Origin of the sequence: Flavobacterium subsaxonicum WB 4.1-42 = DSM 21790, from assembly GCF_000422725.1 — a bacterium.
Lineage (GTDB): Bacteria > Bacteroidota > Bacteroidia > Flavobacteriales > Flavobacteriaceae > Flavobacterium > Flavobacterium subsaxonicum.
Genome location: NZ_KE383909.1, coordinates 820,335 through 843,742, shown reverse-complemented (window position 1 = coordinate 843,742; position 23,408 = coordinate 820,335). Strand labels below are relative to the sequence as shown.

The window sequence follows — 23,408 nt, the reverse complement described above, 5'->3', positions numbered from 1 at the left end:
TATTTAATTTATCTTAGTGTGCCTTCGCGGCTTCTTTGTGAATCTTTGTGAAATAATCACTCCTCAAAATTATCATCTTTAAAACCAATAAGATAGAGCCTGTCTTTAGCGCGGGTAACGGCCGTGTAAAGCCATCTGATATAATCTTTATCGATACCCTCGGGCAAATACGGCTGCTCTATAAAAACGGTATTCCACTGGCCACCCTGGCTTTTATGGCAGGTAATAGCGTATGAGAATTTAACCTGCAAGGCATTAAAATGCGGGTTGTTCTTTATTTTTAAAAACCTGCGGTACTGCGGCTCATCTTCAAAATCTTTTTGCACTTCCTGATACAGGCGGTTCGACTCATCATAGGTTAACGATGGCGATTCGCTTGTTAGGGTATCCAGCAACAGGTAGGTTTCCAACGGCGGATGGTTGGGGTAATCAATCATCCGTACCTTAACCCGTGCAAATTTAAAGCCATACAGTTCCTCTATCCTAAAAATTTCGAGCACCTCTATAATATCGCCATTGGCAATAAAACCTGCTTCGCTTTTTTCGTCTAACCAAAAATAGTTATTCTTAACCACCATAAGGTAATCGCCAGACGATAATTCGCTTTCACGATCTAAAATCCGCGTACGTATCTGTTGGTTATAGGCGTTGGCGCGTTTGTTAGAGCGCACTATAAAAGCGGTATCTTCTATACTGTAATTGCTGTAGGCCTGGTTTATGGCATCCTGAATATCGTAACCATCGGTAAGCCGAACGATATCTTTAAAGCCGCGCAGCTTAAATTTAAAGGTATCGACAAAAGCCGACTTAAGCAAATCGCGCATCTCGGTAGCATTGTACAGTATGCCGGAGTCAAATTCCTGACGCATTACCTCGTCCAGCTCAATTTGCTGTACTTCTTTAAAATAATTGCGCGCAAGGCCTTCTGCATCGAGCGCGGGGCTCAAATCTGAGTTTATTGGCGGTAGCTGGGCCGTATCGCCCACCATGATCATTTTGCAGTTGGTGCCTGAATAGACGTACGACATAAGGTCGTCCAGCAGCGAACCCATTTCGTACATTTTAGAATCGTAAGCCGAATCGGATATCATCGAGGCTTCATCAACTATAAAAACCGTATCTTTAAATTTATTGGGTTGCAGGGTAAAACCCAACGTGCCGCCACTACCCTTTTTAGGGAAATAAATACGCTTGTGGATGGTAAAAGCAGGCTTTTGAGAATAGCCCGATATTACCTTTGCCGCACGGCCCGTAGGCGCCAGCAGCACATATTTTTTATTGGCTTCGCGAAGGTTGTTTACCAGCGTAGATATTATGGTGGTTTTACCGGTACCGGCGTAACCTTTTAGCACAAACAGATCCTGCCTGCCGCCACTTACAACAAATTCGGCTATTTTTTGTAGAAAAATATCCTGCTTTAAGGTGGGGCTAAACGGAAAGTTTTGCCTTAATACTTTGTAAAATACTGCAGGGGTCATTTATTAAGCCGGGTATTAAAAATTGTAGGCCAAAGATAGCACATCATGTAGAATTACCCACGGATTATTATTAAATAGCAACCTTTTTTCGACACGAATTACACTAATTTGCACAAATTTTTAGCTTCAAAATACTTGTACTCATCTATTATTTAACATTAGTGAAAATTCGTGTCAAAAAAAATCCGCAATAAAAAATTGGCGTAATTCGTAGCTAAAAATCTATAAGCCCAAAAAAGAATGTAAATTTGTAACCCAATCTACACCTATTTAATGAACGACGCTATTACCGCCAAAAATTACAAAAAGCTTTCGCTGCAAATTGCGGCAAACGGTATGTCGTTCGCAGGTTTTGATACGCTTAACAGAGAAGTTACCACCCAGGGCCAGGTAAGTTTTTCTAAAACTACCCCTCTGGAAGACGAGCTTTGGAAGGTTTTTGTACAGCATCCCGAATTAAAATTACAGTATGACGAGGTTGTGGTATTGCACGACAATAATTTTAACTCGTTTGTGCCCAATGCTTTGCTCGACGAAAATTACCCCGGCAGCTACCTGCAATACAACACCCGAGTTTTTGAAGCCGACTTTTTTGCATGGGATACCCTTGGTCGTTATGATATTACCAATGTGTATGTACCGTTAATGAACGTTAACAATTTTTTGATCGAACGGTTAGGTGCTTTTGAATATAAAAATACCAACAGCATTTTGGTGGAGAAACTGCTTGATGCATCGATTAACATAGACGAGAAACAGGTTTTTGTACACGTACAAGATTCTCATTTTGAGATTGTTGTGGTTAAAAGTCAAAAACTGCTGCTGTACAACTCTTTTGAATACAGTTCTGCCGAGGATTTTTTATATTACCTGCTGTTTACCCTGGAGCAACTTTTGCTTAACCCCGAAACGGTTACTGTTTGGCTGCTGGGCAAAGTGAGCCAAAACAGCCCTATATTTACACTGGCCTACACTTATATTAGAAATGTAGCCCTTTATAACCCCGCCGCATTGGCGCAAAAATGGCATTTAGACACGCAGGATGATGCACTGCACAATTTTATTTTATTCAACACATGAGAATTATTTCAGGAAAATATAAAGGCCGCAGGATAAGCCCACCCAGAAACCTGCCGGTACGCCCAACGACCGACATGTCTAAAGAGTCGCTTTTTAATATACTAAATAACCGCATTAACTTTGCCGGCCTTAAGGTACTGGACCTTTTTAGCGGCACCGGTAACCTTAGCTACGAATTTGGTTCGCGTGGTGCCGACAGCATTACTGCCGTAGATGCCGATATGGGCTGTATTAAGTTTATTAAGCAAACCGCCGGCGAGTTCGATTTTAATATATCGGCCATTAAAAGCGATGTATTTAAGTTTTTAAAAGGCCATAAATCTAACTACGATATTATTGTGGCCGACCCTCCGTACAACATGGAGCAAAAGAATTTTGAAGAACTGGTTACCCTAATTTTTGAAGCCGAACTGCTTCGCGAAGACGGCATTATGATTATCGAACACTCCAAATACACCAAAATGGAGCACATGATGAATTTTTCGTTCAACAAAAAATACGGTGGCTCTATCTTTACTTTCTTTGAATTTGAAGGTGTTGAAGGTGCCGATGATGATAGTGGCGAGGAGGAATAGGATAATTTAATCATCGATTAATATGCAAGAACTTAGACCCATTTGGAGAAAATTTTTCTGTTTTAATTGGGTATTTGCTCTCACTCTTATGCTTGTAGTTTGCATACCTCGATTTTTACTGGTGCTGGATGCTAATATGTCGGCTAATTACAGCTTGATTGGCTTAATTATGATTTTATCGGCATTATTACCATTTATTTTTCTTACTAAAGATGGCCGAAAAGCAATTGGTATTATCCGGCCAAAAAAATATGCGCCATTACTATTAGCTTTTATTTCCGGATTAGCTTTTAGCCTGATACTTTATTATTTTGGATCTAGTATTTATGGCAATACTATCCAAAATTGGTACACATATATAGGCAAATCATATAATATACCTGCAAATCTGTATACGGGCGATAAGTTGGTTCTGTTTTCTATTATGGCTTTTACAGGAATGATCTTTAGCCCGATAGGTGAAGAATTTTTCTTTAGGGGTATTGTTCATGGTGCATTTTCAGCTTCAATAGGTAATAAAAAAGCATCAATTGCCGATGGTCTTGCTTTTGCATTGACTCATATTGCACATTTTGGCCTCGTTTACAATAGCTATAGATGGGATTTTCTTCCGTTTGCCACGCTACTATGGGTAGTAGCCATGTTTTTAGTAAGTCTGTTATTTTTTATATTTAAAAAACAGTCAGGGTCAATATGGGGTGCTGTAATCTGTCATTCAGGTTTTAACTTTGGGATGACATATTCCATATTTTATCTCTTATAGTATTAAAATATAATGCTTGTTGCCTGTTGCTGAGCAATCACTACCTCACCCTATTAGCATCATCAATACTCTTTTCTTTATAGGCTGAGTTTTTAAAACTCCCAAACCTGTATTTTACAGCCAGTGCTATTTCGCGAACATCTGTAAAATAGCGGCCCTGTGTAGCAATGTTGTTAACGGTAAAATTTTCATCGAAATTAAAATTGCCAAACAGGTTGTTATAGCTTAAGGTACAGTCTACTACATTAAAAAATGTTTTTGATACGGCAGCATCAGCAGTAACAATGGCATTGTGCGTGAAAACACCTTCGTTACGCTTTGTAATGCCCCAAAGGTTAAGCATAATCGTATAGTTTTTAGGAAGTTTAAACGTGTTGCTACTGTAATAATACAGATATGGCTTGGACTGATTTAAAACGGCCGAGGGGTCTTCAATTTTATTCAGCACTACGCTAAGCACATTGGTACACGACCAGAATTTATAACTAAATGGCACTACGGCATCAAGGTTAAACCCCGACTCCTTACTGTAATTTATGGTATTAAAGTAGATAAGCTCCTGGTTAGCATCATAATTAAAAGCGGTATATGACGGATTACTACTTCTGTAATAGCGCAACGTAACCGATTTGCTCTTGTACTGAAACCCGGCATAAACCTCGTTAGTAATGGTGGGGTTTAAATTGAGGTTGTTAGAAAATACCAGCACCGGGCTGCCGTAAACCGTAACCTGGCTGGTAGACGAATAATTAGGCCGCGCAATGCTCCTGGCGTAATTCAAATTAAGTGTCATGGTGCTGTCTATGGCATATTCCAATTGCGCTTTTGGGAATAGGTTAGTGTAATGCTTATCTATGGTTAAAGTTGCGCTGTCATTATATTTGCCTTCAATATCAGTAACTTCGGCGCGTAACCCACCGGAGTAGGTAAGCTTATTCAACTTGCCCGAAACCTGCGCGTAAGCCGCGCTGTTCTTTTCATCAAAATTATAAACCGACTGGCTTTTTTCTGCCGTGAGGTAGTCATTTACCCTAAAGTTTGTTTTGGCTGTAGCCGATAAATACAGGGCGCCTGCCTCCCACTTTATAAAGTTCTTAAAGGTTTTCTCAATATCTGCCCTACCGGAAAAGGCGTTAACCGTAAACATCTGGTCGCGGTTTTGGGCAGGTGTAAAATTGGTGTTGTTGTAGTTATTCTCAACATTGCTATAACTCGTTTGGTTAAAGTTAGAATATTGCAAACCGGTAAACAGCTTAGCATCAATAATTTTTAGCTTTTTACTATAGTTAATAAATGAGTTTACAAAATTGCGATGGTCATCGTTTCGGGTTAGTGTAGTAATGTTGTTCTCTGCACCATCCTGCAAAATGTAGGTCAGCGTACGGTTTTTATCGTCATCGCCTTGCAGCTTACTATTTATGTTGAAGGATATATAATCATCCTCATTAAGCTGATGAAATACCCCGGCACCAAAAATGTATTGCGGCCGTTTAGAAAGCGATAATATATGATAATCAGTAGCTATACCGGCATCGCTGATATTCAAATTGTTAGCATGAGACTCCCAATGGTATAACTGATTGTAGTTAAAATTAGCCTTAAACTCAGTTTTGCCCTTTTTAAAATTGGTGTTACCGCCTAAAAAATTATTGTAACCCCTTTTAATAGATGCAGTTTCAGAAGCTACCACCTCAAAACCCTCTTTCTTGCTCAGCTTTCTTGTTATCAGCACCACTGCCCTGCCCTCGGCCTCATATTTAGAAGACGGATTTTTAATGATCTCTATGGTTTTAATATCCTCTACCGAAAGTGCATTTAAATCGTTCACACCAACCTTTTGGTTATCAATATAAATAAGCGGCTGTCCACGACCGATAACACTTAGGGTTTCCCTGTCGGCGCTAATTTGTATAGTTGGCAATTTTCCTAAAAGATCTAACGGATTGGTTGCTGCCTTAAAAACGGAGTTGGCCACATCTACCTTAATGTTTCCGTTGGTATTGGTAAAGGTTTTTGTTGGCGCTGTTATGGCTACTTCGTCTAAAATCAAAGCCTTTGTAATAAGCACTACTTTAATAGTCTGGTTGTTATGCAATGCTATTTCCAAAAGCGAATCATCATAACCCAAAGCCGATATTTGTACGGTATAATTCCCCTCGGCCACAGCCTCGAATATAAACTTGCCATTGGTTATTAAACCCGATTTCACAATGGCTTGATTATCGGCGTTGAGCAGTACTACAGTTCCGTCAACAATAACCTCGTTATCAGCATTTAAAACCTGTCCATTAAGCATATAGGTCTCTTGTGCATGGGCTATAGATACTAAGAATAATAAAATCGGGAGTAGGAATTTCATTTAAATAGCATTGATTGTTCTGCAAAAATGCAGAAAATAGGCGCTGCGAGGGTTAATTGGAGGTTAATGCGCGGTTAAAAGCAAATTGATGCAATAAATGGATTATTTTTGAGCAGCCATTACCGTTATGAAAAACAAAATAAATTTACTCATTGCCTTTTCTGCCACAATGCTGGTCGTGCTTTGCGCCATGCAATATTATTTGGTACAAACAGCTTATAACTATAAGGTTGAAGAATTCAGGAGCGAGTTTAAAGATAAAATTGCCACCATAGCCAATAGCCAGAACAGTGTCGATTCGGCGTTTTTTTATAAGAAAGATATACTGTACAAACAGGTTATGGCCGATTATGTTATTGGTAAAAAACCGCACGCCCGGCTAAACGATGCCACTTTTGAAACAGAGTTTAAAGATGTACTTACCCGCAGGTTGCAGCAGGAACTAAAACACGAACTGCCCAACCTTAAAATAGATTATGCCATTGTGCTTAATAAAATGGTGGTGTATAATTCGGTCAAGATGCCCGATACGCTTTTTGCCCAAAAGCCTAAAATAAGCAACAGTATTGTAGGCAATTTAACTACCTTAAAAGAGGCCTTTGCCGTACGCAATTATGCTGCTACAACCAACGTTACCGAGAACCAGACAGATATAAGGCTTTTAACCGAAGATACCCTTTACATTTATGTACACGACTGGAAACAGGTTATATACAGCCGTATGCGGCTTATATTTATATTCTCGGTTTTTGTTATTTTAACGCTTGTTGCCCTTTTTGTAATTGCCATCCGGGCACTCATCAAACAGAAAAAAGTAAGCGATGTAAAGACCGATTTTATAAACAACATTACCCACGAGCTTAAAACACCGCTTACCACACTTGCAGTTTCAACAAAAATACTGCAGCGCAAAGAGACTAAAGACGATGCCGAACTGCACAGCACTATTGTAGATACCATTAACAGGCAGAATATCAGGCTCCAAAACCTTATTGACCAGGTGCTGGTTAATTCTTTAGGCTATGAAGATATTGAGCTTAACAGTCAAAAAGTGGCAATGCACGAATTCCTGACCTGCATTTGTAATGATTTCAGGCTGGCTAATCCGGGTATAAGCCTGATAACCAATTTTAACGATCAGGAAACCGAACTGGTGCTGGATGCTTTTTACCTTACCACAGCCATAACCAATATGCTGGAAAATGCTGTTAAATATGGTTGCAGAACCATAACGATAAAGACCGGTCTTCATTATAATAAATTTACCTTAAGTATTGAAGATGATGGTATTGGAATTGCAAAAGATAAGCACTCGTTATTATTTGATAAGTTTTATCGTGTAGAGCAGGGTAACCTGCATAATAGTAAAGGCTTGGGCCTGGGGCTGTATTACACCAGCCAGGTTATAAAGGCGCATAAAGGCACTATAAACGTTATAAGCCAGTTTGGCAAAGGTGCCCTGTTTAGCATTAATATACCGGCTGTATAATGGATCGATACAAAGTTTTACTGGCCGAAGACGATGCCGATTTTGCGGGTGTGCTAACTAAATACCTCGAAATTTACGGGTATGATGTGTGTTATTGTAAAGATGGAGAAGAAGCACTGCAACTATTTAAAAAACAAACCTTTGATATTTGTATTTTAGATGTTATGATGCCTAAAATAGACGGCTTTACACTTGCCGAAAAAATGGATAGCACTACCCCATTTATTTTTTTAACAGCCCGCAAATTAAAAGAGGATAAGATTAAAGGTTTAAAGCTTGGTGCGGATGATTACATTGTAAAACCTTTTGAGGTAGACGAATTGGTTTTAAGGCTCAGCAACATTTTAAAACGCGCAAATAAGGGAATTACCTCTGTTAAAGAAGATTCCACAGTTTCAATGGGTTTATATACGTTTGATACACAGCGATTAGAGCTTCGTATTAATGACGCCATACAGCAACTTACGGTAAAAGAAGCTGCCTTAATAGCCTACCTGCATAAAAACAGCAACCGGATTTTAAAGCGGGATGAAATACTGAAAGCCATCTGGCAAAACGATGATTTTTTCTCTGGCCGAAGTATGGATGTCTATATTAGCCGTTTACGAAAATATTTTAACCAGGACCCGGATATCCGCATAGAGAGTACGCGCTATGTTGGGCTGGAATTTAAAATTCCGGTTAACCGGAATTAAAGAATTTGTAGTATCAAAAATTAAAAAAAGCAGGCCTGTAAGCCGGATTCTGTATCCCCGAGGGACCCTTATCATTTATCTGGATGCAACATTACTGTTACGCTCAATCTGCCTACCCCCCGGCATCGGGCGAGCAGCCCTACATATAGCCGGTATACATGGCATTTCACCGCATAGAGTTTACCTGGTTTCACTACAGCATTACCTGTACATACTTTCTGTTGCACTTGTCCTCCCGCGGTTCTGCATACCACGGTGACGGGCGTTACCCGCTATGCTGCCCTCTGGTGTCCGGACTTTCCTCCCTTTTTGCAAAGAGCGATAAGGCGGCCTGCTGGCGGCAAAGATAGGTTTTTATTTAGGAAAGTAGCAAAGTTACAGAGTCGCAGAGTTACAAAGTTTTAAAACTGTATTAATGAGTTAAATAGTATTTCTTTTAGCCCTCTAACTCTGCTACTTTGGCACTTTGATACTCTGCAACTTTAAAACTCACTTCTTCGCACTCCTGCGCGTATCAATAATATAAACAATCTTCCAGGCGCCTCTGTCGTTAAAAAGCTGGAACGAATTTACACCGGCGTGGCTCAGCTTTCCGTTAATATAAAATTCGTAAGGTGCCCAAACGTGCGCCATTGTGCCGTCTATCTGTATGTTGTAGCTCAGCAGCCGCTCCTCAATTTCATTATCCTGCGGTATGCGGGCTATTTGTTTATAAAAGTCAGAGGCCGCCTCAAAATCAAGGTTGCCCTGCCCTCTGTGCTCCTCGATAGACTCTAAAATAAGGTGCTTGTAACAAACCGACTGCATTTTCATGGTGTCTCGGGTTTGCAAGCCTTCAAAAAAGGTTTTAATAGTCTTTTTAACGTCAGCTTCCTGAGCGTAATTAGCTTGTATAGTTAGCAATAACAGCAATATGAGTAGTTTTTTCATGTCAGTTTCAATTTAATTATCATGCAGAAACGGGTGTGTTGCAGGGTTAAAGTTGGTAATAAAATAGCAATCGGCACCCTTATCTTATTGCAATTTACTACATTTACCCCCTAAATTTTAATAATTATGTCTGTTGCTAAAAAAGATTATAAAAGGATAACCACAAAATCGCTTATAGAAATGAAAGCCCACGGAGAAAAGATCTCTATGTTAACGGCTTACGATTATACTATGGCCAAAATAGTAGACACCGCCGGTGTAGACGTTATTTTGGTAGGCGATTCGGCTTCTAATGTAATGGCCGGCCATGAAACTACATTGCCAATTACCCTGGACCAAATGATATACCACGCCTCATCTGTAGTGCGTGCCATAAGCCGCTCGCTTGTAGTGGTCGATTTACCTTTCGGAAGCTATCAGTCAGACCCTAAAGAGGCATTGCGTTCTGCTATCAGGATCATGAAAGAAAGCGGCGCACACGCCCTTAAACTGGAGGGTGGCAGCGAAATTAAAGAGTCGGTTAAAAGAATACTGCATGCCGGAATACCTGTTATGGGGCATTTGGGGCTTACACCGCAGTCTATATACAAATTTGGTAGCTATACCGTTCGTGCTAAGGAAGATGAAGAAGCGGAAAAGCTAATGGAAGACGCCAAATTGCTTGAAAAAATTGGCTGTTTTGGTATTGTGTTGGAAAAAATTCCGGCCGACCTGGCACAGCGCGTTGCCGAAAGTGTTTCGATACCAATTATTGGCATTGGTGCCGGCGGTGGTGTAGACGGCCAGGTACTTGTAATACACGATATGCTGGGTATGAACAACGAGTTTAGTCCGCGATTTTTACGCCGCTATATGAATCTGTACGAAGGTATGACAACCGCTATAGGCCAGTACGTTACCGATGTTAAGTCTAAGGATTTCCCTAATGCGAACGAGCAGTATTAATTAGATTTTAGATTGTTGGATGATTTGATTGTTAGAAATTGAAAAATACTATAGACTATAATTTATTAATGAATGCATAGGTTTAAGGACTTAGAGATTTGGAAACTCAGCAGAAAGTTTTGTACCGATATTTATACGGTTACCTCAGTGTTTCCTGATTCTGAAAAATTTGGAATAACAAATCAATTGCGAAGAGTATCAGTTTCAATACCTTCAAATATTGCAGAAGGATGCTCAAGAAGTTTTAATAAGGAATTTGCCCGATTTTTAGAAATTGCAATCGGTTCGGCTTATGAAATTGAGACACGATTACTTATTTCATGCGATTTAGGCTTCATAAATCAAGAAACTTTAGACATGCTTTGTTTTAAATTAGAAGCGATCATAAAAATGACTTCAAGATTTAGATCTACGCTATCATAAGCCATACAGTCTAACAATCTAACAATCAAATAATCTAACAATCTAATAATCTACCTTGAAAATAGTTTCAGATAAAAATAACCTTAATGTTCTTTACGAAGACAATCACATAATTGTGGTTAACAAGCGCGTAGGCGATATTGTACAGGGCGATAAAACTGGCGATAAGCCACTTAGCGATGTTGTTAAGGAGTATATAAAAGACAAATACAACAAGCCCGGAGAGGTATTTTTAGGCGTGGTACACCGGTTAGACAGGCCTACAACAGGCATTGTGGCTTTCGCCCGAACCACCAAGGCCCTGACCCGTTTAAACGAATTGTTTAAAAACCGTGAAACCCAAAAAACATACTGGGCCATTGTAAAGAAACGCCCTGAAAAAGAGCACGATACGCTTGTACATTACCTTAAGCGTAACGAAAAAAACAACACATCTAAAGCCCATAATAAAGAGGTACCCGAAAGTAAAGTTGCCAGCCTTGATTACAAGATAATCAGGCAATTAGATAACTATACAGTGTTGGAAATAGACCTGCATACCGGCAGGCACCATCAGATAAGGGCACAACTATCGGCAATCGGCTCTCCTATAAAAGGCGACCTTAAATACGGCGCCGACCGCAGTAACCCCGATGGTGGCATTAGCCTGCATGCCCGCAAGCTGGTGCTTACACATCCGGTTAGTAAAGAGCAATTAAGCATAACGGCACCCGTGCCCGATGAGTCGGTCTGGAAATCAGTCTAAAAATATATTATTATATTTTTAAGCTTCTGATTAATACATTAGCAATTTATAGGTTAATTTACACGTTATTTAATTAAAATTTCGTATTTTAGATAGCACCAACAATTAACCCATACTATGAAAAAGCCATTATTAATCGTCAGCCTGCTACTATGTGGCGGACTGTTTGCACAGGAGCATTATTCCGGTATAAGTACCTCTAAACGAACCGGTTTGCTAAACGCTAACCTTAACCCCGCCGAACTTACCAACCTGCAAACTACTTTTGAGGTTAACATCCTGAACGTTAGCGCCGGTATTGCCAACAATAAAGTTAGCTTTGGCGATCTTGTAGGTGGCAATAACGATTTTGAAGACATGCTTTTCTCCGGCAGAGAGCCGGTTAACCTTCGTGCCGATGTTAAGATTCTTGGCCCTGCCTTTGCTTATAAAGTAAACAAGTGGGCATTTGCCATATCCTCTTCGGCCAACGTAAAAGCTAATATAGTAGACCTCAATACCGATTTGGGTAGCGCTGTAACCTTCTCAGGCTTAAATGCTATACTGGGTTCATCGCAACTAAATATCAGCGAGAACCAGAGGGTTTCGGCTACTACCTGGGGCGAGATAGGCTTCTCTGTAGCGCGCGACCTATATGAAGATGACACCCATAAATTCTCTGCCGGGGTTAACTTCAACCTCCTATTCCCGGGGTCTTACGCCAATATGAGCGCCAAAAACCTCGATGGTGTTGTTACCAACGTTGTGGGCGATGTAGACCTTACCAATGCTACTGCCGAACTAAATTTTGCCTACTCCGGCTCGCTGGCCGAAGGCTTTACCAATAGCGATAACTTTAACGAGTTCTTTGCCGGTGGCCTTAACGGTTTTTCTACTGATATTGGAGCCAATTATCAGCTTAAGGATGCCCAGAACGATGGCGGATACCTTATCAATGCAGGTGTTTCGGTTAAAAACCTGGGCAGCATGACGTTTAAGGATGAGAACAATGTATCTAACAGTTACCTACTTGATACCGGCAACGGCAGCCTCGATCTTAACCAGTTTGAAGACGTTGATAATATTGAAGAGATTGAAGACCTGCTACTTGCCAGTGGCTATGTAACGCTAAACCAAACCAGCAGGGATTTTAAGGTTAAGCTCCCATCCTACCTGGCTCTGTACGCCGATTTTAAAATTCATAACAACTGGTATGCAACGGGTTACATTCAGCAAAAGCTTAAAAAAGATGATGGTAACGACCAGATAGCAGTGCAAAACATCGTTACCGTAACCCCCCGATATTCGGCCAGTAAATTTGAAGCTTTTATTCCGCTATCAATCAACGAGATATCCGATTTTACAGCGGGTATTGGCTTTAGGTACAGCGGCTTTTTTATCGGGTCGGGGTCCATACTATCGGCAGCTATTACCGACACCAATCAGGCCGATGCTTATCTTGGTTATCGCATAGGGTTTTAGTACCTTCGCAGCAAAACCAATACCATGAAAAATTGCTTACTGTTTGCCCTATTACTCCTGCCCTTTTGTGCTCATAGCCAGATAAATGTGGCCGATTCTACCGTTCAGGTTATTGGCTATTGGGATAAGAACGAGAAGCATACCTATGATATTGAATACCAAAAATTGCGTGTAAAAGGCAAAGATACTACCGTTACCCAAACCATTGCCTACAAAGTAGATATTACTGTAGTAGATTCAACAGCAAAGAGTTATACTATAGAATGGAAGTACCGCGACTATAAAATAACCGGTAAAAGTGCCCTGTCAGATAAGATATCTAAATTAGGCGAGGGCCTTACCGTTAGGTTTAAAACTGATGAGATGGGTTCTTTTGCCGAACTGCTTAACTGGAAGGATATTAAAAAGCATAACGATGCTGCTTTAAAAGTCCTTCAGAAAGAGACAAAATTGCCGCCGGAACTTTTTAAAGCCATAAACAAACTATCTACAAAAGAGGCAATTGAGGCCAATTCCATAAAGGATATTTTACAATTCCATACCTTTTTTGGGGTAGCTTTAAAATACGGAGAGCCCATAGAAAATACATCTGAAGATGCCAGCAGGCTGGGTAATACCGCCGTAAAATCAGAGTACACGCTGGAGCTTTCTGAAATTAATAACGAAGATGCCAACTACCTTGTTAAGTTTTGGCAAACCTTTAATCCTGATGACGTTAACGCAGTAATTGGGTCGGTTTTAGGAGAGTACATAGGCAATGAAATTAACGGAACAGTAATAGCAACCGCTATGGAAGACTATTGCGGCGGCATGATGCACGACTCCGGGTGGCCTATTGATATGTTTTACCAAAGAACCCTCGAAATCGAGGCTGAAACCTTTCTGGAAACCCGCTCTATTACCTTAGAATAAGCCAATTGCTAAATTGGTTATAAAGTTTGCTACATAACAAATTATAGTGTTAACTTCATTACATAAAACAAGCAAATTATGAAATGGTTAGGAAGAAGGCAAAGTGATAATATGGAAGACCGCCGTGGCGTATCGGGTGGGCAGGTGGCTGTTGGTGGTGGTATAATTGGTGTTATTATACTGGTTATTAACATGTTTATGGGCGGCGACAACTCTGCCGTGCTCAACACCATCCAGGATCAGCTACAAAACGGCCAGACTGAACAAGCTCCTGTAGAACTTAGTGCCCGCGACAAAGAAATGGGCGAATTTGTAGCCACCGTTCTTGCTGATACCGAGGACGTTTGGACCAAAATTTTTCAGGAAAACGGCATGACGTATGAGAAACCAAAGCTGGTTCTTTTTCGTGATGGCGTCCAAACAGCCTGCGGTGGAGCATCATCGGCATCGGGGCCATTTTACTGCCCTGAAGACCGTAAAGTGTACATGGACCTTGCCTTTTTCGACGAGCTGCAGTCGCGCTTTGGTGCCAAGGGCGGCGACTTTGCCATTGCCTATGTTATTGCCCACGAAATAGGCCATCACGTTCAGACACTGATGGGTACGTCTGCCAAAATGAGGCAGGCACAGCAGCAAACCAACGAGGCCGGTGCTAATAAACTAAGCGTGGCACTGGAGCTTCAGGCCGACTTTTACGCCGGTTTGTGGGCGCATTATAATCAGGAAATGAACAATGTGCTGGAGGATGGCGATATTGAAGAAGCCCTGTCGGCGGCCAATGCCGTGGGTGACGATGCCATTCAGAAGAAAACCCAGGGCAGCGTAGTACCCGATTCATTCACGCACGGATCATCGCAACAGCGTATGTACTGGTTTAAAAAAGGCTTTGAAAGTGGCGATATTAAACAGGGCGATACCTTTGCAGAAATACAATAATTTCTTACAGAAATTGCGTTATGTATATAAATTTTACATCAATTTTGACATGATGCCTCCGTGTGAAATTTGAAAAGCAACTTATGTTGATTTTCAATATCTTATATTTTGATATTTCACTTTCTGACTTTGGATTCGCGCTTTTTTCTGCAAAATTTCACTTTTTAGAAATATAAGCAAAATGCCTGCTATAATAATTTAGCAGGCATTTTGTTTATAGAGAATCGAGGGTTCAAATTTAAGTTTTACCCGGAAAATTTACTGCAAGAACCGCTTCAGTACTTTGTTGCAAAACCCGTTGTAACTTTGCAACGGGTAAAAGGTAAAATTTTGATGAGGGATATTGCACAAGAATTCGCAAAGAAGAAACAAAGGTTTGAAGTCAAAAATTATTTATTGTAAAATTGTTCTCTGTTATAATAAAACACATCAAATTCTTCGGTCGACATATCCAACAGGCAGGCCGACTTAGCGCGCCAGTTTGCTTTGTCAACTTTTTTAAAGTAGTGAATTATTTCGTCGGCAGCCGTTAAACCGCGGCAATCGTTGTTAGAGATTATCAAGCTATAATTAGCTTCAGGATACTGTATCCTCCACCGGCTATACATATACGTAAAGTAAAATGTTATATTAAGGCTGATGTGCTCTATATCGTTGGCAGTTACAACATCGGTAATGTAAGGTCTGAAAATATCGTAAAGTATATGGAAATTTTTTAAAATCACTTTTTCTGCTCCCGCCAAAGATTGGCCCGCCAATAAAATAGCGTTATCATCGGCAACAGCTCTAATGTCATCCCCTTGCTCAGTAAGGGTAATACGTAGCGATCCGGCTTCGATTATTTTCATTTACAGAATAATTGCTAAATTAATCAATTAACCAATTGATACATTATAACCGGGCCTGGCGCCATTTGTAGAGCATCAGCCTTTTTCGGCTCTCAATATCATTAATACGTACGGCACTTACATCATCTAATTTATAAATGGCTTTGGCTTCCGGCTCTCCCAGGCTGCCAATACACCGCAGTAAAAAATCCGACTCGGTTACATTTTCTATAAAGCCCGAAAAGTGTTCTCCGCCATTAATTTCGACTTTAGCAATAAGGTTGGCATTGTTTTCAACCTGCTTTAAAACAGCAAATTGCCACATATTATTATCGGGCAATGTGGTTTCAAATTTTTCTTCTTTATCCAGCTCCGCCGAATAATCGATAACGCATTGCATGGCCTTAGAATAATCATCGTCAAAATCAACGGTTTTAATATCGGTCATCCTTACTATAATGGTACCATCGGGCTTGCCATACTTTGTAAAGTGTTGTATAGAAACCATATCATCATTAAAATCTTTAACGTAGCCCGACCAAAAGCCATCGTCGTCATTATAATTCCAAATACTTATTATCTCGTTATTATCTTTAGAACGTTGCAGTGCGTTAAACAAATTCCCTGTCATAGTCAGACTTTCTTTAATTGCGTAATTGCTACATTAAACAATTAATATAGTATTACATTAGTTATTCTTTTTGGCATTAATAAGCTGCCACTGGTCGTTAAGGTATTTTACCTTATGTACCTCTTTCATTATCAATTCGCGTTCTTCGTTATAGTAATCAGGGTCAGATGCCGCGTGCTCATCATGTTCAGAGGCACGCTCTAACAAATCGTCCATTACCGGTTGCAGTTTATCTTTAACCATTTGAGGCATAGCATCAAACAGCTCTTTTAATTCTTGTTGTAGCATGGCTTATATATTTTTTAAATCTCTTTAGCAGAGTTATGTATAGTAGTTTAAAGATAGGCAATTTTAAGGAAATAGACAATGGGCAATAGGCAATGGGCAATAAGCAATAGGCAATGAGCAATGAGCAATGGGCAATGAGCAATGGGCAATGAGCAATGGGCAATGAGCAATGAGCAATGGGCAATGAGTAAGAGTGTAGTTTAATCTGAATTCTGAAATCGCTCCGTCTATCATCTATTATCTATTATCGATCATCTATCATCTTAAATAGCTACCCCAACCACCCTTCCCTATCAAGGCTCCTGTATTGTATGGCCTCGCTAATGTGTTGCGGGCCCACGTTGGGCGAAGCATCAAGGTCGGCAATGGTGCGGCTCACTTTCAGGATACGGTCGTAAGCACGCGCCGAAAGGTTAAGGCGTTCCATAGCTGTTTTAAGCAACAGTAGAGAGGCCTCGTCTAACTGGCAGTACTCCCTAATTTGCTTGCTGCTCATCTGGGCGTTGTAGTGTACGTTTTCAAATTGCTCAAAGCGTGCCGTTTGCACCTCTCGGGCGCGGGTAACACGTTCGCGGATTTCGACACTGCTTTCGGATTTTTGGTTGTCGGACAGTTTTTCAAAAGGCACGGGCGTAACCTCTATATGTATGTCGATACGGTCCAGTAGCGGACCCGATATTTTGCTCAGGTAGCGTTGCATTTCGTGTGGCGACGAGCTAACCGGCGCATCGGGGTCGTTAAAATAACCGCCCGGGCTGGGGTTCATACTCGCCACCAGCATAAAGCTCGATGGATAGGTAATGGTAAACTTGGCTCGGCTAATGGTAACCTCGCGGTCTTCGAGCGGCTGGCGCATAACCTCCAGCACATCGCGTTTAAATTCGGGCAGTTCATCTAAAAATAAAACGCCGTTGTGCGCCATAGATATTTCGCCGGGCTGTGGGTAGCTCCCCCCACCTACAAGTGCTACATTGCTAATTGTGTGGTGCGGACTCCTAAACGGCCGTTGGTTCATTAGCCCAACATTCTTTAGCTTACCGGCAACACTGTGTATCTTGGTGGTTTCCAGTGCTTCGCGTAACGTCATGGGTGGTAGTATGCTGGGCAAACGCTTGGCTAACATGGTTTTACCGGCACCGGGTGGGCCAATTAAAATAATGTTGTGCCCGCCTGCAGCAGCAATTTCCATACAACGTTTAATACTCTCCTGGCCTTTAACATCGCTAAAGTCGAATTCCGGAAAATCGAGGGTTTTATAAAACTCCTCACGCGTATTTATAATGGTAGGCTCCAGGGTGCTGCGACCTTCAAAAAAATCGATAATCTCCTTAACATTCTCCAGTCCGTAGCAATCAAGGCCGGCCACAATAGCGGCTTCCTTAACATTTTGCTTCGGTAAAAAGAAGCCTTTAAAGCCCTCCTCCTTCGCCTTAATGGCAATAGGCAGCACGCCTTTAATGGGTTGCAGGCTGCCATCTAACGACAGTTCGCCCATAATAATGTACTTATCCGCCTCGTCTGCCTTAATTTGTCCCGATGCCACAAGAATGCCCATAGCAAGGGTAAGGTCGTACGCGGCGCCTTCTTTGCGCAAATCGGCCGGAGCCATGTTAATGGTAATTTTTTTTCCGGGCAGCTGGTAGCCGTTGTTTTTAAGGGCAGCCGCAATACGGTAGCTGCTCTCTTTAATGGCACTGTCGGGCAGGCCCACAAGGTGGTAGCCCACACCCTTATCTATATTAACTTCTACGGTAATGGTAGTGGCCTCTACCCCAAACACGGCGCTCCCGAAAACTTTGATCAGCATATAGTAATTTTGAGGAATCGAAAATACTAAAATTTATCGCATTCGCGTAAATTATTTTGTAGGGATTATTTTAGCAATATCCGTGTACGCCGCATCGCCAATGTAGGTAACCTTATCGTTCTTATCCAGGCACAGGGTTAAAAAATCAGCCTCATCAATTTTAAGCAATTTGCAAAGCTGCCTGCAAAAGGTTTGGCGCCGCTCGTAGAGGTCGGCATCAACCGACGGATTAACAATATACAAATCGTTTTTATAGCCGTTAGCATCAATAGCTATGTTAACCAGCTCGACTTTACTGGTAATGGCAATAAAATAAAAGTCGACATCAGGGTTAGATGTTACGGCAGCTTTATACTCCTTAATAATATCGGCTACCTCGGCACAATTGGGGTTCCAGAATTGTATTACCGTAGCATTGCCCTGCATTTTTTGTATATCGGTAAAAAGTTGCTGCGGCGTTATATGTACGGCATGCTGGGCATGGAGCACTATGGATAAGATTAGGAATAAGGTGGTGAGGAGTGGTTTCATAAGTTGGCTATATATAATCTAAAGTAGCAAAAGTTTGCTTATAAGGATAAATTAATTTTAAGACTGTGGATTTAACCTAATTATTGTACTCGCATAATTATTTTGTAAGGATTATTTTGTCTTATAAATCGTATATTAGTTTTTACTTAAACGTAATATAACTTAAAATATAATGGCGGCTAATTATCTAATAATAGATTACAGATTTGAAAGTTTATCTCATATTATCAACGGATTAAAAAAATCAATCGAGAACTTAGAGCTAAAATTAAACACATTAGATTGGTACGACGGTCTTTGGTTGAGAGAGGAGTCTGAACCTGTCTATGGATTAGCTTTTATAGCTTTTCAAAATTACATCAATTCAACCATCAAAGATATAACTGGCTTTACAAAAGATAAAACTAACTTTTATAAAATCAATGGTAATATAAATGGCTTCAAAAATTCACAAATAGAATTAATAATTGGTTTGGCTAATTATATCAAACATAAAGATGATGATGGACTATTTCATGTTGGTACTAAGTCGTTACTTAAAAATTTTAATTTAAATTCTAACAAAGACAATGATATAGATAATTCTGCAATATTTGGCGGCTTAAGTATTTTAGATGATAAATGGAATTTGGATAAAATCTTAACAATCGTAATATTATGGAGAAAGCAATTATACGATATTCACTCTTCAGCATAATTAATAGATTAATTAAAATCATAAATTACCCTTAAAAATAAAACGTAAATTTGAGAACCAAAAAATAACGTTTTACTTTTAATAAACCTTAAATCACCTAATAACAATTATGGGACTATTTAATGCCATTATGGGGCACGCATCTGAAGTGTCTGTAGAAAAAATCTCTGAAGAATACAAGCCAATACTGGTTAACGGCGAAAACATAGAAAAGGCATTTAAGCTTATTCGAGATATGTTTGTGTTTACCAACAAAAGGCTTATTTTAGTAGATAAACAAGGCCTTACAGGCAGCAAAGTAGAGTATGTTTCTATACCTTACGCCAGCATTATAAAATTCAGCAAAGAAAGCGCCGGCCTTTTAGACCTTGATGCCGAATTAAAAATCTGGGTGCGCGGCGAGGCGTTGCCTATTAAAAAACAATTTGGCAAAGACAACAACATAAACGAGGTGTACCAAATATTAGGTCAGCACATTTTATAGGCTAAAACCAACAACAATTATATTTCTTTAGCCAAAGCAGTAATTTGCTTTGGCTATTTTATTTTACACACTATGCAAAACCACGGATATTTAGAAATTGAGCCCTTTACCCTGTTACTCTTATTTGGCGGTGCCATAGCCTTACTGGCGGCCGTAGTACCGGTTATACTGCAAAAAAAATACATATCGGCGCCCATAGTGTATTTAATTATTGGCTGCGGCGGCTTTTTTATATGCAGCCAATGCCACATACAACCGCTCGATCATCTTGAAACCATTAAGCATATTACCGAGTTTGTTATACTTATAGCCCTGGTAAACACCGGCCTTCGTATAAAAGACCCGTTTAAATGGGGCACCTGGAAAAAGGCCGTCCGGCTGCTTGCCATTGCCATGCCGCTAACCATTGTAGCCGCCACATTTTTAGGCTGGTGGATAATGGGCCTTGCCCCTGCTACCGCATTGCTTTTCGGTGCGCTTATATCGCCAACCGACCCGGTTTTAGCATCAGAATTGCAAACGTCAGAACCCGGACAGGAAGACCGCTCGCAAAGCAAACTGGGCCTTACAGCAGAAGCCGGTATTAACGACGGGCTGGCATTCCCTTTTACCTTTTTCGCCATATTTGCTGCGCAAAAAGGCCTGGATTACGAGAACTGGATAGGCGAATGGTTCCTTCACGAATTTGTAATTAAAATTACTATCGGAGTTGTTGTAGGCCTATTTATAGGCTGGGGATTGTACAAACTTATCTTCTCCATCAGTAAAAATGATAAAACGCTCGACAGGATAAGCCGCGGGATACTTTCTGTTGCCTTAATCCTGCTACCCTATACCATTACCGAATATTTTGGCGGCTATGGCTTTCTTGCCGTGTTTTTTGCAGCTTGTATGTTTAGTAATTATGAGCAGCACCAGCACCATATGATCGACCTGCACGATTTTAACGAAGAGCTGGAGAGTTTTGCCGTGGCCGTAATATTTATTACCATTGGCTTTTTTATAGCACTGCACTACCAAATATTTTTTGAGGCCGATATTTTGGCCGTAGCTTTACTTATGGTTTTGGTGGTAAGGCCGTTGGCAGGATATATCTCGCTAATAAAATCGGGGTTAAACCCATTCCAAAAATTCGTACTTTCGTTTTATGGTATGCGCGGCATCGGGTCGCTGTACTATCTGGCATATGCCCTGACCGTTGCCACGTTTGCCGACCCTAAAAAGCTTATTGCCATAACCACGGCTACCATATTCTTTTCCGTTTTAATACACGGAATTTCGGCCCGGTTTGTGCAAAAACGCATCAAAAAATATGACTTTAAATAATCAATATGCCCAATAATACACTGGTTATAATTGGCGGAGATGCCGCCGGTATGTCGGCTACCTCAAAAGTGCGCCGCGTACACCCCGATAAAGAAATTATCGTATTCGAAAAATCCAACTATACCTCCTACTCTGCCTGTGGCATACCGTATTACATTTCGGGAACCGTAGAAAACGTAGAAGAGCTTATCCGCCGCAGCCCAGACGAATTCAGGAAACGCTATAACATCGATGTCCGCACCATGAACCTTGTTCTTGCTGTAGATACCGATGGCAAACGCATTAAGGTGCTGGACAAAGAAAAAGGTACCGAATTTTGGCAGAAATACGATCAGCTGCTTATAGCAACCGGAGGCAAACCCTATTGCCCTGAACACATTAGCGGCCACGATGCCGAGAATGTATTTGGCGTTTCTACCCTAAAAAGCGGTATTAATATTGAGAATTATATTAAAGATACCAAGCCCAAATCGGCTGTTATTATTGGTGGAGGGTATATAGGGCTCGAAATGGCTGAAGCGCTGCTTATACGTGGCTTAAAGGTTAGTCTGGTTAACCGCGCGCCGCAGGTTATGAACACCCTTGACCCCGATATGGGTGCTATGGTATCAGAAGCCATCAAAAACCTGGGCGTTACCCTGTACCTTGATGAAGAGCTAAAAAGCTTTGATTGTACCGATAATAAAGTGACCAAAATAATTACCGACAAGCGCACCATTGAGGCCGATATGGTGGTATTTGGCATGGGGTCATCGCCTAATACTCATTTTTTGGAAGGCTCTAAAATAGCTTTGGGTATTAAGGGTGCCATAAAAGTTAACGCCCAGATGCAAACCAATATTCCGGATGTTTGGGCCGCCGGAGATTGTACCGAAACCCTTAACCTTGTTAGCAAACAGCACATGTACATTGCTTTGGGCACCGTTGCCAACAAAACTGGACTTGTAGCCGGCAGCGGCATTGCAGGCGAAAAGGCGGTATTTCCGGGGGCGGTGGGCACAGCGGTTTGCAAAGTGTGCAGTTATGAAGTAGCCCGCACAGGGCTTCAGGAAAAAGAACTTAAAAAACTGGGTATAGAATATGTTACCGCCACTATTGACAGTAAAACCCGCGCCGACTATTATCCCGGTGCTAAAAAAATTACGGTTAAGCTTTTAGCCGAGAAAAACAGCGGCAGGCTATTGGGCGGCCAGATTATTGGCGAAGAAGGTGCTGCAAAACGTATCGATGTGTTGGCAACCGCCGTAACGCACAACCTTACGCTTCAGAACATAATCGACCTCGATCTATCCTACGCCCCGCCGTTCTCCCCAGTTTGGGATCCGGTGCAAACTGCCGCAAGAAAGTTAATTAAAGATGTTTAGTTGATATAAAAAATATTCGCATATAAAAGCAAAAAGCCGAATCTACATCTGTAAATTCGGCTTTTCAAGTATTGTCAAGAATCTATTATCTCAGGTCTATCATCTAAAATCTCAATTCTGATATCTAAGAATCTACTTAATCGCTACCGGAATATCTAAATTCTCCCAGCTAAGCGTAACATCGCTTTTGTTAACTTTATAAACAAGGCTCTCGGTTAACGAAGCTGATTTTTTAGTTTTAACCTTAACGCGCAAAGCATCTTCGGCCTCTTTATAATCGTAAGCACCCCATTGCTTGGCTTCTTTGTTAAAGATAACCGTTGCAGTACCATCTTTTTCAGGTATTACAAAAAAGGCATATTTACCGGCAGGCAATTCTTTACCTTCAACTTTAATAGCTTTAGACGTTTCAAAAGTAGTAGCGTCATCGGCACCTGCACGCCAAACTTTTCCGTAAGGCACAAGTTTGCCATAAATAGTCCTTCCCTTTACAAAAGGGCTGTTGTAGTTTATAGTAATGGTAGCGCCGCCAATAGTTCCTGTAGCGGTTGCTTTAGGGCTTTTTGGGGTTTTTTCCTGTGCGTTTACCATACCTGTTGTAAGTACTGCCATAAACAAAATGGCAATTTTAGATGCTAATTTCATTGTTATAGTTATTTGTT

The 23,408-nt window shown here is 40.9% G+C and carries 24 protein-coding genes and 1 other RNA gene; 15 read left to right on the top strand and 10 right to left on the bottom strand.

The genetic code is table 11. The features are described from left to right. Nucleotides 1-56: 56 nt before the first annotated feature. Entirely contained in the window at nt 57-1,478 is a 1,422-nt protein-coding gene (locus tag G509_RS0114160; RefSeq protein WP_026992131.1) for an ATP-dependent DNA helicase, read from the bottom strand. A 273-nt stretch (nt 1,479-1,751) separates the two neighbouring features. Between G509_RS0114160 and G509_RS0114155 the strand changes: the two genes are divergently transcribed. Genes G509_RS0114155 through G509_RS0114145 form a run of 3 tightly spaced genes read left to right on the top strand, consistent with a single transcriptional unit; the run spans nt 1,752 to nt 3,896 of the window. Further along, nucleotides 1,752-2,558, top strand: coding sequence for a DUF3822 family protein (locus tag G509_RS0114155; protein WP_026992130.1), 807 nt, complete (start codon nt 1,752-1,754; stop codon nt 2,556-2,558). Beyond that, nucleotides 2,555-3,133, top strand: coding sequence for a 16S rRNA (guanine(966)-N(2))-methyltransferase RsmD (gene rsmD / locus G509_RS0114150; protein ID WP_026992129.1), 579 nt, complete (start codon nt 2,555-2,557; stop codon nt 3,131-3,133). Before G509_RS0114155 ends, rsmD begins: the two co-directional genes overlap by 4 nt. 22 nt (nt 3,134-3,155) lie before the next feature. Further along, nucleotides 3,156-3,896, top strand: coding sequence for a CPBP family intramembrane glutamic endopeptidase (locus tag G509_RS0114145; RefSeq protein WP_026992128.1), 741 nt, complete (start codon nt 3,156-3,158; stop codon nt 3,894-3,896). A 40-nt stretch (nt 3,897-3,936) separates the two neighbouring features. Here G509_RS0114145 and G509_RS0114140 read toward each other — a convergent pair whose 3' ends face one another. Next, a complete protein-coding gene (locus G509_RS0114140; RefSeq protein WP_242604838.1) occupies nt 3,937-6,255 on the bottom strand; it encodes an outer membrane beta-barrel family protein in 2,319 nt (772 codons plus the stop codon). Nucleotides 6,256-6,382: 127 nt separating this feature from the next. Between G509_RS0114140 and G509_RS0114135 the strand changes: the two genes are divergently transcribed. Together G509_RS0114135 and G509_RS0114130 are read left to right on the top strand one after the other, a co-directional pair. Next, nucleotides 6,383-7,744 (top strand): sensor histidine kinase, encoded by a 1,362-nt coding sequence (locus tag G509_RS0114135; protein WP_026992126.1) that lies wholly within the window; start codon nt 6,383-6,385, stop codon nt 7,742-7,744. After that, a complete protein-coding gene (locus G509_RS0114130; RefSeq protein ID WP_026992125.1) occupies nt 7,744-8,439 on the top strand; it encodes a response regulator transcription factor in 696 nt (231 codons plus the stop codon). The genes G509_RS0114135 and G509_RS0114130 overlap by 1 nt, the downstream gene beginning before the upstream one ends. Before the next feature lie 22 nt (nt 8,440-8,461). Here the strand turns inward: G509_RS0114130 and rnpB are convergent. Both rnpB and G509_RS0114125 read right to left on the bottom strand, forming a co-directional pair. Next, an RNA gene (gene rnpB / locus G509_RS22990) (RNase P RNA component class A) lies at nt 8,462-8,777 on the bottom strand. Nucleotides 8,778-8,928: 151 nt separating this feature from the next. Next, nucleotides 8,929-9,369, bottom strand: coding sequence for a 3-methyl-2-oxobutanoate hydroxymethyltransferase (locus G509_RS0114125; RefSeq protein WP_026992124.1), 441 nt, complete (start codon nt 9,367-9,369; stop codon nt 8,929-8,931). Between the two features lie 126 nt (nt 9,370-9,495). On the opposite strand from G509_RS0114125, the gene panB reads away from it, so the two are divergent. The 6 genes from panB (at nt 9,496) to ypfJ (ending at nt 14,791) form a co-directional block, all read left to right on the top strand. Further along, on the top strand, nt 9,496-10,314 hold the full coding sequence (gene panB / locus G509_RS0114120) for a 3-methyl-2-oxobutanoate hydroxymethyltransferase (RefSeq protein WP_026992123.1): 819 nt from the start codon (nt 9,496-9,498) through the stop codon (nt 10,312-10,314). A 72-nt stretch (nt 10,315-10,386) separates the two neighbouring features. Further along, the gene (locus G509_RS23145; RefSeq protein WP_081663317.1) at nt 10,387-10,737 is read left to right on the top strand and encodes a four helix bundle protein; all 351 of its coding nucleotides are present in this window, start codon (nt 10,387-10,389) and stop codon (nt 10,735-10,737) included. 55 nt (nt 10,738-10,792) lie between these two features. Beyond that, nucleotides 10,793-11,482: an RluA family pseudouridine synthase gene (locus G509_RS0114115; protein WP_026992122.1), complete on the top strand. Its 690-nt coding sequence runs from the start codon at nt 10,793-10,795 to the stop codon at nt 11,480-11,482. Nucleotides 11,483-11,599: 117 nt separating this feature from the next. Next, the gene (locus G509_RS0114110; RefSeq protein WP_026992121.1) at nt 11,600-12,943 is read left to right on the top strand and encodes a hypothetical protein; all 1,344 of its coding nucleotides are present in this window, start codon (nt 11,600-11,602) and stop codon (nt 12,941-12,943) included. A gap of 24 nt (nt 12,944-12,967) precedes the next feature. Beyond that, on the top strand, nt 12,968-13,855 hold the full coding sequence (locus G509_RS0114105; protein WP_026992120.1) for a hypothetical protein: 888 nt from the start codon (nt 12,968-12,970) through the stop codon (nt 13,853-13,855). Between the two features lie 78 nt (nt 13,856-13,933). Beyond that, on the top strand, nt 13,934-14,791 hold the full coding sequence (gene ypfJ, locus G509_RS0114100) for a KPN_02809 family neutral zinc metallopeptidase (protein WP_026992119.1): 858 nt from the start codon (nt 13,934-13,936) through the stop codon (nt 14,789-14,791). 389 nt (nt 14,792-15,180) lie between these two features. On the opposite strand, the gene G509_RS0114090 is transcribed toward ypfJ, so the two are convergent. From G509_RS0114090 to G509_RS0114070, 5 genes are all read right to left on the bottom strand, one after another. Next, a complete protein-coding gene (locus G509_RS0114090; protein ID WP_026992117.1) occupies nt 15,181-15,639 on the bottom strand; it encodes a hypothetical protein in 459 nt (152 codons plus the stop codon). 43 nt (nt 15,640-15,682) lie between these two features. Beyond that, complete coding sequence (locus G509_RS0114085; protein ID WP_026992116.1) at nt 15,683-16,249, bottom strand: hypothetical protein; 567 nt, start codon at nt 16,247-16,249, stop codon at nt 15,683-15,685. 57 nt (nt 16,250-16,306) lie between these two features. Next, the gene (locus tag G509_RS0114080; RefSeq protein WP_026992115.1) at nt 16,307-16,537 is read right to left on the bottom strand and encodes a hypothetical protein; all 231 of its coding nucleotides are present in this window, start codon (nt 16,535-16,537) and stop codon (nt 16,307-16,309) included. A gap of 271 nt (nt 16,538-16,808) precedes the next feature. Further along, entirely contained in the window at nt 16,809-18,344 is a 1,536-nt protein-coding gene (locus G509_RS0114075) for a YifB family Mg chelatase-like AAA ATPase (protein WP_026992114.1), read from the bottom strand. A gap of 51 nt (nt 18,345-18,395) precedes the next feature. Further along, the gene (locus tag G509_RS0114070) at nt 18,396-18,875 is read right to left on the bottom strand and encodes a hypothetical protein (RefSeq protein ID WP_026992113.1); all 480 of its coding nucleotides are present in this window, start codon (nt 18,873-18,875) and stop codon (nt 18,396-18,398) included. Between the two features lie 172 nt (nt 18,876-19,047). Between G509_RS0114070 and G509_RS0114065 the strand changes: the two genes are divergently transcribed. From G509_RS0114065 to G509_RS0114050, 4 genes are all read left to right on the top strand, one after another. Further along, nucleotides 19,048-19,572, top strand: a complete 525-nt coding sequence (locus G509_RS0114065; RefSeq protein ID WP_026992112.1) for a hypothetical protein — start codon at nt 19,048-19,050, stop codon at nt 19,570-19,572. A 109-nt stretch (nt 19,573-19,681) separates the two neighbouring features. Then, a complete protein-coding gene (locus G509_RS0114060) occupies nt 19,682-20,056 on the top strand; it encodes a PH domain-containing protein (protein WP_026992111.1) in 375 nt (124 codons plus the stop codon). A 72-nt stretch (nt 20,057-20,128) separates the two neighbouring features. Then, nucleotides 20,129-21,382, top strand: coding sequence for a cation:proton antiporter (locus G509_RS22185; RefSeq protein WP_051200234.1), 1,254 nt, complete (start codon nt 20,129-20,131; stop codon nt 21,380-21,382). A gap of 5 nt (nt 21,383-21,387) precedes the next feature. Then, the gene (locus G509_RS0114050) at nt 21,388-22,746 is read left to right on the top strand and encodes an FAD-dependent oxidoreductase (RefSeq protein ID WP_026992110.1); all 1,359 of its coding nucleotides are present in this window, start codon (nt 21,388-21,390) and stop codon (nt 22,744-22,746) included. Between the two features lie 132 nt (nt 22,747-22,878). Here G509_RS0114050 and G509_RS0114045 read toward each other — a convergent pair whose 3' ends face one another. Next, entirely contained in the window at nt 22,879-23,391 is a 513-nt protein-coding gene (locus G509_RS0114045; RefSeq protein ID WP_026992109.1) for a DUF2911 domain-containing protein, read from the bottom strand. Between the last annotated feature and the right edge of the window lie 17 nt (nt 23,392-23,408).

Bases quoted from the DNA above. Each gene is read 5' to 3' on its own strand.
- G509_RS0114160 (WP_026992131.1), bottom strand. From the start codon at position 1,478: ATGACCCCTGCAGTATTTTACAAAGTATTAAGGCAAAACTTTCCGTTT.
- G509_RS0114155 (WP_026992130.1), top strand. From the start codon at position 1,752: ATGAACGACGCTATTACCGCCAAAAATTACAAAAAGCTTTCGCTGCAA.
- rsmD (WP_026992129.1), top strand. From the start codon at position 2,555: ATGAGAATTATTTCAGGAAAATATAAAGGCCGCAGGATAAGCCCACCC.
- G509_RS0114145 (WP_026992128.1), top strand. From the start codon at position 3,156: ATGCAAGAACTTAGACCCATTTGGAGAAAATTTTTCTGTTTTAATTGG.
- G509_RS0114140 (WP_242604838.1), bottom strand. From the start codon at position 6,255: ATGAAATTCCTACTCCCGATTTTATTATTCTTAGTATCTATAGCCCAT.
- G509_RS0114135 (WP_026992126.1), top strand. From the start codon at position 6,383: ATGAAAAACAAAATAAATTTACTCATTGCCTTTTCTGCCACAATGCTG.
- G509_RS0114130 (WP_026992125.1), top strand. From the start codon at position 7,744: ATGGATCGATACAAAGTTTTACTGGCCGAAGACGATGCCGATTTTGCG.
- G509_RS0114125 (WP_026992124.1), bottom strand. From the start codon at position 9,369: ATGAAAAAACTACTCATATTGCTGTTATTGCTAACTATACAAGCTAAT.
- panB (WP_026992123.1), top strand. From the start codon at position 9,496: ATGTCTGTTGCTAAAAAAGATTATAAAAGGATAACCACAAAATCGCTT.
- G509_RS23145 (WP_081663317.1), top strand. From the start codon at position 10,387: ATGCATAGGTTTAAGGACTTAGAGATTTGGAAACTCAGCAGAAAGTTT.
- G509_RS0114110 (WP_026992121.1), top strand. From the start codon at position 11,600: ATGAAAAAGCCATTATTAATCGTCAGCCTGCTACTATGTGGCGGACTG.
- G509_RS0114105 (WP_026992120.1), top strand. From the start codon at position 12,968: ATGAAAAATTGCTTACTGTTTGCCCTATTACTCCTGCCCTTTTGTGCT.
- ypfJ (WP_026992119.1), top strand. From the start codon at position 13,934: ATGAAATGGTTAGGAAGAAGGCAAAGTGATAATATGGAAGACCGCCGT.
- G509_RS0114090 (WP_026992117.1), bottom strand. From the start codon at position 15,639: ATGAAAATAATCGAAGCCGGATCGCTACGTATTACCCTTACTGAGCAA.
- G509_RS0114085 (WP_026992116.1), bottom strand. From the start codon at position 16,249: ATGACAGGGAATTTGTTTAACGCACTGCAACGTTCTAAAGATAATAAC.
- G509_RS0114080 (WP_026992115.1), bottom strand. From the start codon at position 16,537: ATGCTACAACAAGAATTAAAAGAGCTGTTTGATGCTATGCCTCAAATG.
- G509_RS0114075 (WP_026992114.1), bottom strand. From the start codon at position 18,344: ATGCTGATCAAAGTTTTCGGGAGCGCCGTGTTTGGGGTAGAGGCCACT.
- G509_RS0114070 (WP_026992113.1), bottom strand. From the start codon at position 18,875: ATGAAACCACTCCTCACCACCTTATTCCTAATCTTATCCATAGTGCTC.
- G509_RS0114065 (WP_026992112.1), top strand. From the start codon at position 19,048: ATGGCGGCTAATTATCTAATAATAGATTACAGATTTGAAAGTTTATCT.
- G509_RS0114060 (WP_026992111.1), top strand. From the start codon at position 19,682: ATGGGACTATTTAATGCCATTATGGGGCACGCATCTGAAGTGTCTGTA.
- G509_RS22185 (WP_051200234.1), top strand. From the start codon at position 20,129: ATGCAAAACCACGGATATTTAGAAATTGAGCCCTTTACCCTGTTACTC.
- G509_RS0114050 (WP_026992110.1), top strand. From the start codon at position 21,388: ATGCCCAATAATACACTGGTTATAATTGGCGGAGATGCCGCCGGTATG.
- G509_RS0114045 (WP_026992109.1), bottom strand. From the start codon at position 23,391: ATGAAATTAGCATCTAAAATTGCCATTTTGTTTATGGCAGTACTTACA.